The organism is Azospira restricta, from assembly GCF_016858125.1.
GTDB lineage: Bacteria > Pseudomonadota > Gammaproteobacteria > Burkholderiales > Rhodocyclaceae > Proximibacter > Proximibacter restrictus.
On sequence record NZ_CP064781.1, the window covers coordinates 3,674,299 to 3,689,631 of the forward strand.

Below are 15,333 nucleotides of genomic sequence, written 5' to 3' on the forward strand. Positions count from 1 at the left end.
GGAAAGCCGGCGATTCTAATCCAACTTTCCGAAAAATATCAAGCTCTTTTTGTCCGCCGGACGGCCCGCCCTAACGCGCCGCCTGCGCCGTCGCAGGCGCCTCCGGCAGCCGGTAGCGCTGCTCGCGGTAGAGCCAGGCCGGCAGCAGCGAATGCGCCAGCGCGCGCTGCTCGATCGCCACCCCGTCGGCCGGCGGCGGCACGGCATCCAGATGCTTCCTCGCCGGATCGTAGCGGCCGTGCGTCGGCGCCTTGTCCGGGCGCAGGACGACCACCTGCTGCCCCTCCATCCATGCGTAGTTCTCGTTGTACTGCATCATCGCCCGTCCCGGCAGCCCCTCCGGCTCCCGCGTCAGGTCGCGGCCGGGCATCGGGTGGCGGGCATCGACGCCGAGCAGCGACAGCAGCGTCGGCGGCAGGTCGATCTGGCTGGCGACGGTCTTCACCGTGCGCGGCTTGATGTCGGCGCCGAGGATCAGCCCCGGGATGTGGAAGCGCTCGATCGGCACCAGCGTCTCGCCGCGCACGCGGATGTCGTGGTCGGCGACGACGACGAAGAGGGTGTCCTGCCAGTACGGGCTCTTCTTCGCCTTCTCGATGAAGCGGCCGAGCGCCCAGTCGGTGTATTTGACGGCGTTGTTGTCGGTGCCCTTCGGCTGCTCGTAGAGCTCGATGCGGCCGTCGGGGAACTCGAACGGCGAATGGTTCGACGAGGTGAACACCAGCGTGAAGGAGGGCAGGCCGTCGCCGTGCTTGGCCAGCAGCCGCTCGTGCGTCTTGTTGAACAGGTCCTCGTCGGAGACGCCCCAGCTCGCCTTGAACACCGGGTTCACATAGTCGTTCTCGTCGGTGACCCGGGAGAAGCCGTTGGCGAGGAAGAAGCCGCGCATGTTGTCGAAATGCGACTCGCCGCCGTAGATGAATTCCGACTCGTAGCCGGCGCGGCCGAGGATGCTCGCCAGCGACGAGAAGTTGCGCTGCGCCAGCGACAGCTTGACCACCGCCTGCGCCGGCGTCGGCAGGAAGCCCGTGGTGACCGCCTCGATGCCGCGTACCGAGCGCGTGCCGGTGGCGTAGAGCTGCTCGAACCACCAGCCGTCCTTCTTCAGCTTCTCGATCTCCGGCGTCACCGGCACGCCGCCGAGCGACTCGACGAAGGTCGCGCCGAGGCTCTCCTCGAGGATGATCACCAGGTTCAACGGCCGTTCGCGGCGCACCGTCGCCGGCTGCTCGGTCAGCGTCGGGATCTCGGGGTCGCCGAGCAGCGGTCGCGGGTCCTGCAGCAGCTCGCGGGTGGCGCGCACGTGGCGCAGGATCTCGTCCTCGGCCATCTTGCCGTACACCTCGCTCGAGCGCGCCTCGTGGCGCATGCCGTAGATCGCGTAGGTCACCGAGTAGGCCGAATTGAGGACCAGCGTATTGACCATAGGGTCGCCGGTCAGCGCGAAGCTCGCCGGGTTGGCCGGGCGATGGTCGACGCTGGAGCGGACCGCGAACAGCGCGACGAAGAGCACCAGCGGCCAGGTCAGCAGCACGCGCACCCAGCCCCAGCGCGGCGCCATCGACAGCCACGGCCGCAGCAGCCGCATCGCCCCCCAGACGGCCGCCGCGGTCAGCAGCACGCCGCCGACGAGATGCAGGCGGAAGCCCTCCCACAGCATCGGCAGGACCTCGCCCGGATACTTCAGGTATTCGACGTAGAGCCGGTTCGGCCGCGAGTCGTACTCGGCGATGAACGCCGGTGACGAGACCTCGAGCAGCACCAGGAGCGCGATCGCGAGCAGCACCCAGAGGCCGCTCAGGCGCCGCCAGAAGCCCCACAGCGGCCGCCACGCCAGCAGCGGCACCAGCAGCAGCAAGGGCACGCTGAAGATGCCGATCTGCATCAGGTCGTTGCGCAGGCCCTGCAGCAGCAGCTCCGGCCAGGCGCCGGCGGCGGCGACGCGCTCGGCCTGCCACAGCATCAGCGCGGCCCGCGAGGCGGAGAGCAGCGGTAGCCCGACCAGCAGCAGCATCGCCAGCGGCGCATAGGGACCACAGACAGCGAGGCGCTGCCACAGCATTTCGATCCGACCGTTCGCCGGGCGGGCGTCGATCACAGGAGGCATGGGAGTGTTCTTCTCGGGGGAATGAATGGGGGACTGCATGATCGGGGACGAATTTTAAACCAGACTTAAGCGCCGGGGCCGACGCCGTACACCACTTAAGGGACGGTTAAGACGCGGCGGAAATACTGCGCCGGTCACTCACCCGACCGGACGAGGAAGGACCGCCATGCCCGACCACCCCCTGCCGCAGGCCCAGCCGGCGACGGCGCCGCACGCAAGACCGGGAACGATCCCGCGCCGGCTGCTCGCTCGGACCGTCCTCGCCCTCATTGGTTCCGCGCTGGCGATCGCCGCCGTCGCCCAATACACCGACCTCGACCTGCGCCTCGCCGCCCTCTACTACGACCCGGCGCACGGGAATTTCCCGTGGGACCGCAGCTGGTTCGGGCGAGACTTCATGCACGGCTACCTGAAGAACGTCATCGTCTGGTTCGGCTTCCTGCTGATCGGCGGCGCCCTCGTCGATCTTGTCGTGCCGCTGCGCTTCGCGCCGCTGCGCCGCATGCAGCTGCGCTTCCTGGCGCTGGCCGCGGCGCTGGAGCCGCTGCTCGTGCGCAGCCTGAAGGAAAGCTCGAACCTGCACTGCCCGGTGGCGATCGACCTCTACGGCGGCAGCCAGCCGCTGCTGCGCCTGCTCGACCCGGTGCCGGCCGGCTGGCACGCGGGGCACTGCTTCCCGGCCGGCCACGCCAGCGCCGGCATGTGGCTGTCGGCGCTGGCCGTTCTCTGGCTGCCGCAGGCGCCGCGGCAGGCGCTCGCCGTCTTCGCCGGCGGTCTCGGCGTCGGCCTGGCGATGGGCTGGGTGCAGCAGATGCGCGGCATGCACTTCCTCTCGCACACGCTGGCCACCGCCTGGATCAGCACGACGCTGCTGCTCGCGCTGCTGCTGCTGTTCTGGAAACCCCTGCAGGCCGCCGCCGCGGACGTCGCACGGCCCGCCGGCAGCCGCATCGGCGGCTGCGTTCCGGGAGCCGGCCGATGAACGCCCTGCGCCGCCTCGCCGCCGCCTGCAGCCGGCGCTTCCAGTGGCGCGTCGAAACGCTGGCGCTGGCGCTCAGCCTGTGGTTCACCGTCGCCTGCAACCCGCTGTTCTGGGCTGCCGCGCTGCACGAGCGGGCGCTCACCGAGGCGCATACGCTGGCCTACGCCGCGGCGCTCGGCGGCGTGCTGACGGCGCTGCATTTCGTGCTGCTCGCGCTCTTCGCCACGCTGGTCCCGCGTCGCGCGATACGCCCGCTGTTCGCCGCGCTCGCGGCCGGCACCGCGGCTGCCGCCTATTACATGCGCGCCTATCACGTCTATCTCGACCCGGAGATGATCCGCAACGTGCTGCATACCGACGTCCGCGAGGCCGGCGAACTGTTCTCGTGGGGCATGCTGCCGCCGTTGCTGGGCTACCTGCTGCCGCCGCTGGCGCTGCTTGCGTGCTGCGAGCTCCGCGCGCTGCCGCGCGCGCGCGCCGCCGGGTTCCGCCTGGCCAGCATCGCCGCCGGCACGGCCGTCGCCGCGCTGGCGACGGTGGCGGCCTTCCAGGACCTGTCGGCGCTGGTCCGCGAGAAGAAGGAGGTGCGCTACCTGATCACGCCGGCGAACTACCTCTATTCCGCAGCGCGCAACCTCGTCGCCGACACCAAGGCCGACACCGTCGCCCGCCTGCCGGTCGGCGCCGACGCCGCGCCGGCGGCGAGCTGGCAGCAGCGCGCGAAGCCGGCGCTGCTGGTGGTCGTCGTCGGCGAAACCGCCCGCGCCGCGAACTGGGGCCTGTCGGGCTATGCGCGGCAGACGACGCCGGAGCTGGCGGCGCTCGACGTCATCAATTTCGCCAAGGTCACCGCCTGCGGCACCAGCACCGAGGTGTCGGTGCCGTGCATGCTGTCGCCCTACGGGCGGCACGCCTACGACGAGCGGCGCATCCGCGGCAGCGAGGCGCTGCCGCACGTGCTGCGCCACGGCGGCTTCCGCGTCGCCTGGCTGGACAACCAGTCCGGCTGCAAGGGCACCTGCGACGGACTGGAGAACTGGCGCCCGGATCGCGCCTCGTCGCCGGCCGACTGCCCGGACGGCGGCTGCCGCGACGGCGCGCTGCTCGCCGGCGCCCGCCAGCTGACCGCCGGACCAGCCGGGAACACCGTGCTCTTCCTGCATCCGATCGGCAACCACGGCCCGACCTATGCCAAGCGCTATCCGCCGGAGTTCCGCCGCTTCACGCCGACCTGCGAAACCGCCGACCTCGGCCGCTGCACGCAGCAGGAGATCGTCAACAGCTACGACAACGCGCTGCTCTATACCGACCACGTGCTCGCCGCGGCGGTGGCCTTCCTCAAGGAAAAGCAGGCGACCCACGACACCGCGCTGCTGTTCGTCTCCGACCACGGCGAATCGCTCGGCGAAAAGGGCTTGTACCTGCACGGCATGCCGTATGCGATCGCGCCGCAGGTGCAGAAGGAGGTGCCGATGGTGCTGTGGCTGTCCGCCGGCTATCGCGACAGCTTCGCGCTCGACGCCGACTGCCTGCGCCGCCGCGCCGCCGCGCCGGCGACGCACGACCACCTGTTCCACACCGTGCTCGGCCTGCTCGACCTGCAGACGGCGGCCCGCGACGCCGATTACGACCTCGCCGCCGGCTGCCGGCGGCCGCCGACGACGATCGCCGCGACCCCGCCTGGCGGTGCCCCCGGCCCGGCCGGCAAGGGTTAATCGTGGCTTAAGGAAGCCCGGCGATGCTGGCGGCCATCCCGACGAACCAAGCCGCCACCTGCGATGACCACCGAGCCGACCGCCCCCGCCCCCTTCCACGCCGGCGAGATCGCCGCCCAGCAGCGTTGGCAGACCGCGTCCCTGTGGGACGAAGCGCGCCGCCGGCGACTGCTCTGGGACCACCTCCCGGAAGCGTTCCACGCCAGGATCGCGGCGGCACCGTTCTTCTTCCTCGCCACCAGCGGCGCCGACGGCCGCTGCGACTGCTCGTTCAAGGGCGGCGGCCCGGGGCTGGTGCGCATCCTCGACAGCCGCCGCTTCGCCTTCCCCGACTTCGACGGCAACGGCGCCTTCATGAGCCTCGGCAACCTCCTGCAGAACCCGCAGGTCGGCTGCCTGTTCATCGATTTCGCCGACGGCGCCCGGCTGCGCGTGAACGGCCGCGCCCGCATTCACGAAGACGACGCGATCGCGGCGCTCTTCCCGGCCTGCCGGCGTGCCGTGCTGGTCGATATCGAGCAGGTCGTCCCGAACTGCCCGCAGCACATTCCCCGACTGCTTCCCGCCTGACAACCCCCACGAGGTATCCACACATGGCTGATTCCTACCGCATCGCAGTGAACGTCGAATGGACGAGCAAGTGCAACGCGCTGTGCACGATGTGCCCGCGCGACGCGATCGAGCATCCGCAGCTGATGGCCGACCGCACCTGGCAGCAGACGTTGAAGCGCCTGTCGCCGCAGGAGGTGTTCCGCGTCGTGATCGCCGGCTATGGCGAGCCGACGACGCATCCGCAGTACTTCGACTTCGTCGAGGATGCGCGCCGGCACCCGGTGCGCTTCGACATGGTCAGCAACGGCCACCTGCTCGATCCCGAGAAGCTCGCCCACCTCGACGGGGCGGTCGGCCTGCTGATCGTCTCCTTCTCCAGCATCGACCCCGACGTTTACGGGCGCGTCCACGTCAACCTCGACCAGCGGCGCGTGATGGAGAACCTGAAGGCGGCGCAGCAGCTGTTGAAGCGCACGACGCTCGGCATCAGCCTGACGCCGATGCCGGAATGCCTGCCGTCGCTGCCGGACACCATCGCCTGGCTGAAGGCGCAGGGCATCCACGCGCTGACCATGTCGCCGACGCTGTACAACCGCGGCGGCAACCTCAAGGAACACGCGCTCGCCAGCGAGCGGCTGCGCGCGCTGATCCGCGAGCACGGGCTGCATTCGCAGGAGCTCGACTTCATCCCGAGCGGCCGCGAGATCTTCCGCCAGTGGTGCAGCAACCGCTACAAGTGCGTGCCGCGCAACGTCGACCTGTTCATCGCCGCCAGCGGCGACTACCTGTACTGCTACAACGACGTCGGCCACCGCCACCCGATCGGCAACGTCGCCGACGACCCGCTGCGCGCGGTGCTGCGCCGGCGCGAGGACATGGCGGCGATCCCGGCGCTGTGCGACGACTGCAACATGCGCGACCGCTACGGCGCCGGCGAGCTGCTGCAGACCGGCATCAGCTTCGTCCGCCAGCGCCTGCGGCAGGTCGCCTAGAAGAGCTCCAGGGGCATGCCTGAAGCGGCGGCGCCGGGCTTAAGTCGGGGTTAAGGATCGCTGCCTAAGATCGGCCCATCACCATTCCCGGGAACCCCCGATGCCGACCGCCAAGCGCACCGTGTTCGACTACCAGCCCCCCGCCGTGACGACGACGCATACCGTCGCCGGCTCGCCGCGCCGCCAGGAGGCCGAGGACTTCGTCCGCGCGGTCTTCGCGCGGCGCTACGGCGCGCAGGTGCCCGTCTTCGCGCCCAACCTGACGCTGTTCGAGCAGAACGATCGTGTCGTCGCCGCCACCGGCTGGCGGCCGGCCGGCGACGGCCGCCTGTTCCTCGAACGCTACCTCGACCAGCCGATCGAGGCGGCGATGGCGCAGCTCGCCGGCCAGCCGGTGCAACGCGAACGCATCGTCGAGGTCGGCAACCTCGCCGCCGAGAAAGCGGGCAGCAGCATCCACGTGATCCTTACGCTGGCGCGCCATTTCGACCGCCTCGGCCACGACTGGGTGGTGTTCACCGCGACCCGCGAGCTGATCGGCATCTTCACCCGCCTCGGCCTGCCGCTGCTGGCGCTGGCGCCGGCCGACCCGGCCCGCCTCGGCGACGAGGCGGCGGCCTGGGGCAGCTATTACGACACGCAGCCGATCGTCGTCGCCGGCCGCATCCGGCTCGGCCTCGGGCGTTCCGCGAAATCGACGGAGGCGCAGGCATGAGCGGCGCCCGCCTGTTCGACGCGCTCCGCGCCTACGCCCCCGACGCCCCGGTACTGCAGGGCGAGGCGCAGGTCTGGCGGGCGGCGGCGTTGCGCAGCGCGATCGACGCGCTGGCCGACCGCCTCGCCGGCACCCGCTGCCTCGGCCTGCTCGCCGACAACGGCCCGGACTGGGTGATCGCCGACCTCGCCGCGCTCGCCGCCGGCGTCCCGCAGGTGCCGCTGCCGACCTTCTTCAGCCCGGCCCAGATCGCGCACGTGCTCACGCAGAGCGGCGCCGACGCGGTGCTCACCGACCAGCCGGAGCGCATCGCCGCGCTGCAGGCCGGCTTCGCCGCCACCGGCAAGTGGAGCGGGCTGGTCCTGATGCGCCGTCACGCCCCCGGCAGCGAGCTGCCGGCCGGCACCGCGAAGATTTCGTTCACCTCCGGCAGCACCGGCGCCCCGAAGGGGGCTTGCCTGTCCGCCGACGGCCTGCTCGATACCGCCGCGGCGGTCGCCGAACGCCTCGCCGATCTGCCGATCGCCCGCCACCTGACGGTCCTGCCGTTGTCGCTGCTGCTCGAGAACAGCGCCGGCATCTACGCGCCGCTGCTGCGCGGGGCCACGATCCAGCTGCCCGGACTGGCCGCGCTCGGCTGGCGCGGCATGGCCGGCTTCGATCCCGGCGCGCTGCAGCGCTGCGCGGCGACGCTGCAGCCGAACAGCGCGATCCTGGTACCGGAGCTGCTCAAGGCGTGGACCCTGCAGCTCGCCGCCGCCGGCCTGCGGGCGCCGGGCAGCCTCGCCTACGTCGCCGTCGGCGGCGCCCGCGTCGCCCCCGAGGCGCTCGCCCGCGCCCGCACGGCCGGCCTGCCGGCCTACCAGGGCTACGGCCTGACCGAGTGCGGCTCGGTGCTCAGCCTGAACCGCCCCGGCGACGACGGCGACGACGTCGGCCGCCCGCTCGGCCACGCCGCGCTGCGCATCGAGGACGGCGAAGTCGTCGCCGGCACGCGCGCCTTCCTCGGCTACCTCGGCATCCCCGCCGCCGCGCCGGGAAGCGGCTTCGCCACCGGCGACCTCGGCCGGCTCGACGCCAACGGCCACCTGCAGCTCGCCGGCCGGCGCAAGAACCTGCTGATCACCTCCTTCGGCCGCAACGTCGCGCCGGAATGGGTGGAAGCGGCGCTGCTCGCCCAGCCGGCGATCGCGCAGGCGGTCGTCGCCGGCGAAGCCCGGCCCTGGCTCGCCGCGGTGCTGGTGCCGGCCCCCGGCGCCAACGGGGCGCAACTCGCCGCCGCCGTCGCCCGCGCCAACGCGACGCTGCCGGACTACGCGCGCATCGGCGGCTGGTTCGCCGCCCCACCCTTCACGCCGCACAACGGCCAGGCGACCGGCAACGGCCGGCCGCTGCGCGCCGCCATCCTCAACCACCACGGCGCCGCACTGGCGGCGCTCTATGAAGACGCTTTGCCCGCAGAGGAACCCGCTCATGCCGTTTTATGAAGAACTGACCGCCGCCACCGCCGCCGATCGCGCGCAGCTGCTGGCGGCACCGATCATCGCCGACTGCCTGCAGGGCCGCGTCACGCCGGAAAGCTACCTCGCCTTCCTCGGCCAGGCCTACCACCACGTCCGGCACACGACGCCGCTCTTGATGCTGCTCGGCGGCCGCCTGCCGGAGCGCCTCGGCTGGCTGAGGAAGGCCGTCGCCGAATACATCGAGGAGGAGATCGGCCACGAGGAGTGGATCCTCAACGACATCGTCGCCGCCGGCGGCGACGCCGAGGCGGTGCGTGCCAGCCGGCCCGAGCTGCCGGCCGAGCTGATGGTCGCCTACGCCTACGACCTGGTTAACCGCGGCAATCCGGCCGGCTTCTTCGGCATGGTCTTCGTCCTCGAGGGCACCAGCGTCGCTCTGGCGCTGACCGCCGCCGACCGCATCCAGCAGGCGCTCGGGCTGCCGAACAAGGCCTTCTCCTACCTGCGCTCGCACGGCACGCTCGACCAGCAGCACACGCAACACCTGGCGGCCCTGGTCAACGCGATGACGCCCGAGGACCAGGCGGAAGTCCTGCGCTGCGCCCGGATCTTCTTCCGCCTCTACGGCGACATCTTCCGCGCGCTGCCGGCGTACCGCGAAGACGCGCGCAGCGGGGAGGTCGCCGCATGCAGCTGAACAACGCCCGCATCCTGCTCACCGGCGCCACCGGCGGCCTCGGCCAGGCGCTCGCGCAGCAGCTCGCCGCCGACGGCGCGCGGCTGCTGCTGGCCGGTCGCGATACCGCGCGGCTCGCCGCGCTGAACGCCGCGCTCGGCGGCGAGCACTCCAGCGTGCGCGCCGACCTCACCCGTCCGGAAGGGGTCGCCGCCGCTGCCGGCGCCGCCCGCGAATTCGGCGCCAACGTGCTGATCAACAACGCCGGCGTCGGCGGCTTCGGCCTTTACGAGCGACAGGACTGGGACGAGATCGACTCCCTGCTCGCCACCAACCTGGCGGCGCCGATGCGCCTGACGCACGCGCTGCTGCCGTGGCTGAAGGCGCGGCCGCAGGCCGTGATCGTGAACATCGGCTCGACCTTCGGCAGCCTGCCGTTCGCCGGCTTCGCCGCCTACTCGGCGGCCAAGGCCGGCCTGCGCGGTTTCTCGCAGGCGCTGCGCCGCGAGCTCGCCGACACGCAGGTGGCGGTGATCCACCTGGCGCCGCGTGCGATCGACACGCCGCTCAACAGCGACGCGGTGAACGCGCTCAACCGCGCGCTCAACAACCGCAGCGACGACGCCGATGCGGTCGCCCGCCAGGTCGTCGCCGCGCTGCGCGCCGGCGACGGCGAGCGCCACTTCGGTTTCCCCGAGCGCTTCTTCGCCTGGCTGAACGGCGTCGCACCGACGCTGATCGACCGCGGCCTCGCCGGCAAGCTCGCCGTGATCAAGCAGCACGCCCCCACCCGATAGAGAACGAAAGGAGTCCCCGATGAAAATCCACCGCACGCTCGCCCTTGCGCTCGGCCTCGCCGCCAGCACGCTCGCCGCCGCCACGACGCCGGAAGAGCTGATCCGCCCGATCCAGGAACAATGGGCCGAGATCAAGTACAAGCAGCCTGAGAAGCAGCAAGCCGAGAGCTACGGCAAACTCGCCGCGCAGGCAAAGAAAATCGTCGAAGCCAACCCCGGCGTCGCCGAGGCGCTGATCTGGGAAGGCATCGTGCTCTCCAGCGAGGCCGGCGCCAAGGGCGGCCTCGGCGCGCTCGGGCTGGCCAAGGAAGCCCGCCAGCGCCTCGACGAGGCGTTGAAGCTGAACGACAAGGCGCTCGCCGGCTCGGCCTACACCAGCCTCGCCACGCTCTACGCGAAGGTGCCCGGCTGGCCGATCGGCTTCGGCGACAAGGAGCGCGCCGAGGAGTACTTCAAGAAGTCGCTGGCGATCAATCCCAACGGTATTGACCCGAACTTCTTTTATGGCGAGTATCTGGCCGAACGCGACCGCATCGCGGAGGCGCGCAGCCACCTCGAAGCGGCGCTCAAGGCGCCGCCGCGCCCCGGGCGCGAACTGGCCGACAGCGGCCGCCGCCAGGAAATTCAGGCGCTCTTGGCCAAACTGAACAAGGAAGGGAAGTAATTGCGGGTCCTGCTCGTCGAAGATGATGCCCTGCTCGGCGACGGCATCCGTGCCGGGCTGAAGCTTGCCGACTACGCCGTCGACTGGGTGCGCGACGGCGAGGCGGCACGACTGGCGCTCGCCGACCACGCCTACGACGCCTGCGTGCTCGACCTCGGCCTGCCGAAGAAGGATGGCCTCGCCGTCCTCAAGGAGGCGCGCGCGCGCGGCAACGCGCTGCCGGTACTGATCCTCACCGCCCGCGACACGCATGCCGACAAGATCGGCGGGCTCGACGCCGGCGCCGACGACTACTTGACCAAGCCCTTCGACCTCGGCGAACTGCAGGCGCGGCTGCGCGCGCTGATCCGCCGCGCCGCCGGTGCGCCGACGCCGGTGCTGGAACATGCCGGCGTGACGCTGGAGCCGGCGAGCAAGCGGGTGACGCTGAACGGCCAGCCGGTGACGCTGTCGGCGCGCGAGTACGCGCTGCTGCACGACCTGCTGACGCACAAGAACCAGCTGCGCACCCGCGCCCAGCTCGAGGAAAGCCTCTACGCCTGGGGCGAGGAAAAGGAAAGCAACACCGTCGAGGTCTACGTCCACCACCTGCGCAAGAAGCTCGGCGCCGACTTCATCCGCACCGTGCGCGGCTTCGGCTACCAGCTCGGCGAACGCGTCGCGCGCGGCGGGGACGACTGATGGCCGGCCTGCTGCACGGCCGGTCGCCGGGTTCGCTGCGCTGGCGCCTGCTGCGCTGGGTATCGCTGGCGACCTTGCTGATCTGGAGCCTGGCCGCCGCGCTCAGCTACCGCCAGGCGCGGCACGAGGTACAGGAGCTGATGGACGGGCAGATGGCGAAGACCGCGCGCCTGCTCGTCGCCCAGGCGCGCACCGACGCCGGCCGCCTCGCCGCCCTGCCGGCGAACATGAACGGGCTGCGCGGTGCCAAGATCCGGCGCAGCGAACTGGTCCTCGAATACCGTATCGTCCGCAGCGACGGCACGACGCTGCTGGCGTCCGCCAACGCGCCGGCGACGCCGGTCGGCACCGCCCTCGGCTACGCCGAGATCGAACACGACGGGCAGCCGTGGCGCAGCCTGGTGCTGGAAACCGCGGACGGCGCCTACCGCGTTCAGGTCGCCCACGCCAACAAGTCGCGCGACAAGGAGGCGCTCGAGATCGCGCGCAAGACCGTGCTGCCGCTGGCGCTGCTGCTGCCGCTGATGATCGCGCTGATCTACCTCTCGGTGCGGCGCGGCCTGAAGCCGCTCGACGACCTCGCCGCCGACGTCGCCGCGCGCTCGCCGGAGAACCTCGCGGCGCTGGCGCCGACCGCCGCACCGCTGGAAGCGCAGCCGCTGGCGAAGGCGCTCAACCGGCTGCTCGGCCGCCTGTCGGCGACGCTCGACAACGAGCGCCGCTTCACCGCCGACGCCGCGCACGAGCTGCGCACGCCGCTCGCCGCGCTGAAGGTGCAGGCGCAGGTGGCGATGGCGACCAGGGACGCAGCCCAGCACCGGCATGCGCTGGCGCAGGTGATCGCCGGGGCCGACCGCGCCACGCGGCTGGTCGAGCAGCTGCTGCGGCTGGCCCGGCTGGACCCGCTCGAACGCGTGCCCGACCCGCAGCCGGTCGACCTCGCCGGGCTGGCACGGACGGCGGTCGACGAGGCGCGCGCCGGTGCCGACGAGAAGGGGCAGACGCTGACGCTCGCCGCCGACGCGGCGGCGGTGAGCGGCGACCGCGACCTGCTCGCGGTGGCGCTGCGCAACCTGGTCGACAACGCCGTTCGCTATACGCCGGAGGGCGGCCGCATCGAGGTGCGCGTCGGCTGCGAGCACGGCGCGGCGTGCGTCGCCGTCGCCGACAACGGCCCGGGTGTGCCGGCGGCGGAGCTGCCGCGACTGGTCGAACGCTTCTACCGCGGCCGCGAAGCCGGCGCCGAAGGCAGCGGCCTCGGGCTGGCGATCGTCCGCCGCATCGCCGAACTGCACGGCGCCCGGCTGGAGGTCGAGAACGCCGAGGCCGGCGGCTTCGTCGCGACGCTGCGCTGGGGGCCCGGCGCCGCAAGCGCCCCCGCTTCCGACTGACCGCCTCCGCCCTCCCGCCGCCTTAAGACTCGCTTCAGACTCGGCAGCGACAATCCTCGCCTGCCGGCAGCGCGCCGCACTCCCGTCGCGCCCAGCCACGCGCACTGCCTCCGGCGCGAACCGCCGCCGGACCCGAAACCGCGAGGACTCCCGACATGGACATGGCGCAGACCGCAAGACGCGCGCGCACCGAAGACCGCATCGACTGGCGCGCGCTCGCCCGCGCCTACCTGTTCTTCTGGTATTTCTCCGGCGTCAGCCATCTCCTGCTGCTGGCCAGCGGCGCCACCGGCTTCTTCCCGTTCCGCCAGGGCCTGCTGGTCAGCGCGCTGTGGCTGGTGCCGCTGCTGCTGCTGCCGCGGCACGGCCGGCGCATCGCCGCCCTCGTCGGCGCCGTGTTGTGGGCCTGCTCGCTGGTCAACCTCGGCTACTTCGCGATCTACGGCCAGGAGTTCTCGCAGAGCGCGCTGTACATCGTCTTCGAATCGAACCCGGCCGAGGCCGGCGAGTACCTCGGCAACTACTTCGCGTGGTGGATGCCGCCGGCGGCGCTCGCCTACACCGCCGGCGCCGTCTGGCTGTGGCGAGGCCTGCGGCCGCTGGCGATGCCGCGCCGGCAGGCCTGGGCGATCGTCGCGCTGGTGCTGCTGGTCGTCTTCCTGCCGGCGACGCTGAAGACCGCGCGCAAGCGCTCGCTGCTCTCGGAGGCCTGGGCCGAATCGGTGATGAACCGGCTGGAACCGGCCGTTCCCTGGCAGTTCGCCTTCGGCCTGGTCAGGTACGAGGAACAGCTGGCGCAGATGCAATCGCTGCTCGAAAAGAACAAAAGCCTGCCGCCGCTGGCGAAGCTCGTCGACGCCAACGGCGGCCTGCCGGCGACGCTGGTGCTGGTCATCGGCGAATCGACCAACCGCCAGCATATGGGCCTCTACGGCTACGCGCGCGACACCTCGCCGCAGCTGCAGGCGCTGCACGGGCAGCTGACCGCCTTCGACAACGTCATCGCCTCGCGCCCGTACACGATCGAGACGCTGCAGCAGGCGCTGACCTTCGCCGACCAGGAGAACCCGGACCTGCACCTGAGCCGGCCGTCGCTGATGAACCTGATGAAGCAGGCCGGCTACAAGACCTACTGGATCACCAACCAGCAGACCCTGAGCAAGCGCAACACGATGCTCACCAACTTCTCCGAGCAGACCGACGAGCAGGTCTATCTCAACCACACGCGCTCGCAGAATTCCTACCAGTTCGACGGCAACGTCCTCACCCCCTTCGCGCGCATCCTCGGCGACGCGGCGGAGCGCAGGTTCATCGTCGTCCACCTGCTCGGCACGCACATGCGCTACGAATACCGCTACCCGCCGGAGTTCGAGCATTTCAAGGACGCTTCCGGCCTCCCCGGCTGGGTCGGCGACAAGCACCTGGCGATGATCAACCACTACGACAACGCCGTCCGCTACAACGACTTCGTCGTCGCCAGCCTGGTCGAGCGCCTCGCCGCCGCCGGCGGCAGATCGTTGATGCTCTACTTCGCCGACCACGGCGAGGACGTCTACGACACGCCGCCGCACGATTTCATCGGCCGCAACGAGGCGAGCCCGACGCCGGCGATGTACACAGTGCCCTTCCTGCTGTGGCGCTCGCCCGAGTGGCAGGCGGCGCATCCGCGCAGCTTCGCCGGCCAGACCGGGCGCCTCTACCAGACCGCGCACCTGATCCACACCTGGGCCGACCTCGCCGGCCTGTCGTTCGACGGCTACGACCCGACGAAGAGCGTGGTGAACGAGCGCTTCAAGGAGCGCCCGCTATGGGTCGGCGCCCCCGGCTCGGCGAAGGGCCTCGTCGACCTGCGGCCGATGCTGGCGGGCGGCGGCCGCGGGCGCTGAGGGGGCGACGGCAGGCGGCGATCAGACCCGCCCGCGCTCCGCCAGCGACAGCGGCGGCGCCGTGCCGGCGACGATGAAGTGGTCGAGCAGGCGCACGTCGACGAGGGCCAGCGCGTCCTTCAGCGCCCGCGTCAGCGCCTCGTCGGCCGCCGACGGCTCGGCGACGCCGGACGGGTGGTTGTGGGCGAGGATCACCGCCGCCGCGTTGTGCGCGAGCGCGCGCTTGACCACCTCGCGCGGATAGACCGAGGTCTGCGTCAGCGTGCCGCGGAACAGCTCCTCGCCGGCGATGAGCCGGTTCTGCGCATCCAGCCACAGCGCCAGGAAGACTTCGTGCGGCCGCCCGGCGAGCGTCAGCCGCAGGTAGTCGCGCACCGCCTGCGGCGAGGTCAGCAGCTCGCGCGCGGCGAGCCGTTCGCCGAGCGCGCGCTTCGCCATTTCCAGCACCGCCTGCAGCTGCGCGTACTTGGCCGCGCCCATGCCGGGCACCGCGGCGAACTCGGCCTGCGTCGCCGCGAACAGCCGGTTGAGGCTGCCGAAGCGGGCAATAAGCTCGCGCCCGAGGTCGACCGCGCTCTTGCCCCGCATGCCGACGCGCAGGAAGATCGCCAGCAGCTCGGCGTCGGAGAGCACGCCGGCGCCCTGCGCCAGCAGGCGCTCGCGCGGACGCTCGTCCGCCGGCCAGTCGGTGATCGCCATGCCGCACCCCCTC

At 71.5% G+C, this 15,333-nt stretch carries 14 protein-coding genes; 12 read left to right on the plus strand and 2 right to left on the minus strand.

Annotation, left to right across the window (positions count from 1 at the left end; translation table 11 throughout):
• Positions 1-70 precede the first annotated feature (70 nt).
• The gene (locus IWH25_RS17505) at positions 71-2,107 is read right to left on the minus strand and encodes an LTA synthase family protein (protein ID WP_203387038.1); all 2,037 of its coding nucleotides are present in this window, start codon (positions 2,105-2,107) and stop codon (positions 71-73) included.
• A gap of 166 nt (positions 2,108-2,273) precedes the next feature.
• On the opposite strand from IWH25_RS17505, the gene IWH25_RS17510 reads away from it, so the two are divergent.
• The 12 genes from IWH25_RS17510 to cptA all read left to right on the plus strand — a co-directional run bounded on the left by IWH25_RS17510 (position 2,274) and on the right by cptA (position 14,621).
• Positions 2,274-3,089: a phosphatase PAP2 family protein gene (locus IWH25_RS17510; RefSeq protein ID WP_203387039.1), complete on the plus strand. Its 816-nt coding sequence runs from the start codon at positions 2,274-2,276 to the stop codon at positions 3,087-3,089.
• Positions 3,086-4,804 carry a phosphoethanolamine transferase gene (locus IWH25_RS17515; protein WP_203387040.1) on the plus strand — a complete coding sequence of 573 codons (1,719 nt, stop codon included), beginning with the start codon at positions 3,086-3,088 and terminating at the stop codon, positions 4,802-4,804. The genes IWH25_RS17510 and IWH25_RS17515 overlap by 4 nt, the downstream gene beginning before the upstream one ends.
• 63 nt (positions 4,805-4,867) lie before the next feature.
• On the plus strand, positions 4,868-5,374 hold the full coding sequence (locus IWH25_RS17520) for a pyridoxamine 5'-phosphate oxidase family protein (RefSeq protein ID WP_203387041.1): 507 nt from the start codon (positions 4,868-4,870) through the stop codon (positions 5,372-5,374).
• Positions 5,375-5,397: 23 nt separating this feature from the next.
• Positions 5,398-6,348, plus strand: coding sequence for a radical SAM protein (locus IWH25_RS17525; RefSeq protein ID WP_203387042.1), 951 nt, complete (start codon positions 5,398-5,400; stop codon positions 6,346-6,348).
• A 100-nt stretch (positions 6,349-6,448) separates the two neighbouring features.
• Positions 6,449-7,063 carry a thermostable hemolysin gene (locus IWH25_RS17530; protein WP_203387043.1) on the plus strand — a complete coding sequence of 205 codons (615 nt, stop codon included), beginning with the start codon at positions 6,449-6,451 and terminating at the stop codon, positions 7,061-7,063.
• Positions 7,060-8,550, plus strand: a complete 1,491-nt coding sequence (locus IWH25_RS17535; protein WP_203387044.1) for an AMP-binding protein — start codon at positions 7,060-7,062, stop codon at positions 8,548-8,550. The genes IWH25_RS17530 and IWH25_RS17535 overlap by 4 nt, the downstream gene beginning before the upstream one ends.
• Positions 8,537-9,223, plus strand: coding sequence for an iron-containing redox enzyme family protein (locus IWH25_RS17540; RefSeq protein ID WP_203387045.1), 687 nt, complete (start codon positions 8,537-8,539; stop codon positions 9,221-9,223). Before IWH25_RS17535 ends, IWH25_RS17540 begins: the two co-directional genes overlap by 14 nt.
• Positions 9,214-9,999, plus strand: coding sequence for an SDR family oxidoreductase (locus tag IWH25_RS17545; protein WP_203387046.1), 786 nt, complete (start codon positions 9,214-9,216; stop codon positions 9,997-9,999). The genes IWH25_RS17540 and IWH25_RS17545 overlap by 10 nt, the downstream gene beginning before the upstream one ends.
• 19 nt (positions 10,000-10,018) lie before the next feature.
• Positions 10,019-10,663: a tetratricopeptide repeat protein gene (locus tag IWH25_RS17550; RefSeq protein ID WP_203387047.1), complete on the plus strand. Its 645-nt coding sequence runs from the start codon at positions 10,019-10,021 to the stop codon at positions 10,661-10,663.
• Positions 10,664-11,344: a response regulator gene (locus IWH25_RS17555; RefSeq protein ID WP_203387048.1), complete on the plus strand. Its 681-nt coding sequence runs from the start codon at positions 10,664-10,666 to the stop codon at positions 11,342-11,344.
• Positions 11,344-12,735, plus strand: a complete 1,392-nt coding sequence (locus IWH25_RS17560) for an ATP-binding protein (protein WP_203387049.1) — start codon at positions 11,344-11,346, stop codon at positions 12,733-12,735. Before IWH25_RS17555 ends, IWH25_RS17560 begins: the two co-directional genes overlap by 1 nt.
• Before the next feature lie 155 nt (positions 12,736-12,890).
• Positions 12,891-14,621, plus strand: a complete 1,731-nt coding sequence (cptA, locus tag IWH25_RS17565; RefSeq protein WP_203387050.1) for a phosphoethanolamine transferase CptA — start codon at positions 12,891-12,893, stop codon at positions 14,619-14,621.
• Between the two features lie 21 nt (positions 14,622-14,642).
• Here the strand turns inward: cptA and radC are convergent, their stop codons facing one another.
• Positions 14,643-15,320, minus strand: coding sequence for a RadC family protein (gene radC / locus IWH25_RS17570; RefSeq protein WP_203387051.1), 678 nt, complete (start codon positions 15,318-15,320; stop codon positions 14,643-14,645).
• Positions 15,321-15,333: the final 13 nt, after the last annotated feature.

Excerpts from the sequence above, each read along its gene's own strand:
- IWH25_RS17505 (WP_203387038.1), bottom strand. The coding sequence starts at position 2,107 with ATGCCTCCTGTGATCGACGCCCGCCCGGCGAACGGTCGGATCGAAATG.
- IWH25_RS17510 (WP_203387039.1), top strand. The coding sequence starts at position 2,274 with ATGCCCGACCACCCCCTGCCGCAGGCCCAGCCGGCGACGGCGCCGCAC.
- IWH25_RS17515 (WP_203387040.1), top strand. The coding sequence starts at position 3,086 with ATGAACGCCCTGCGCCGCCTCGCCGCCGCCTGCAGCCGGCGCTTCCAG.
- IWH25_RS17520 (WP_203387041.1), top strand. The coding sequence starts at position 4,868 with ATGACCACCGAGCCGACCGCCCCCGCCCCCTTCCACGCCGGCGAGATC.
- IWH25_RS17525 (WP_203387042.1), top strand. The coding sequence starts at position 5,398 with ATGGCTGATTCCTACCGCATCGCAGTGAACGTCGAATGGACGAGCAAG.
- IWH25_RS17530 (WP_203387043.1), top strand. The coding sequence starts at position 6,449 with ATGCCGACCGCCAAGCGCACCGTGTTCGACTACCAGCCCCCCGCCGTG.
- IWH25_RS17535 (WP_203387044.1), top strand. The coding sequence starts at position 7,060 with ATGAGCGGCGCCCGCCTGTTCGACGCGCTCCGCGCCTACGCCCCCGAC.
- IWH25_RS17540 (WP_203387045.1), top strand. The coding sequence starts at position 8,537 with ATGCCGTTTTATGAAGAACTGACCGCCGCCACCGCCGCCGATCGCGCG.
- IWH25_RS17545 (WP_203387046.1), top strand. The coding sequence starts at position 9,214 with ATGCAGCTGAACAACGCCCGCATCCTGCTCACCGGCGCCACCGGCGGC.
- IWH25_RS17550 (WP_203387047.1), top strand. The coding sequence starts at position 10,019 with ATGAAAATCCACCGCACGCTCGCCCTTGCGCTCGGCCTCGCCGCCAGC.
- IWH25_RS17560 (WP_203387049.1), top strand. The coding sequence starts at position 11,344 with ATGGCCGGCCTGCTGCACGGCCGGTCGCCGGGTTCGCTGCGCTGGCGC.
- cptA (WP_203387050.1), top strand. The coding sequence starts at position 12,891 with ATGGACATGGCGCAGACCGCAAGACGCGCGCGCACCGAAGACCGCATC.
- radC (WP_203387051.1), bottom strand. The coding sequence starts at position 15,320 with ATGGCGATCACCGACTGGCCGGCGGACGAGCGTCCGCGCGAGCGCCTG.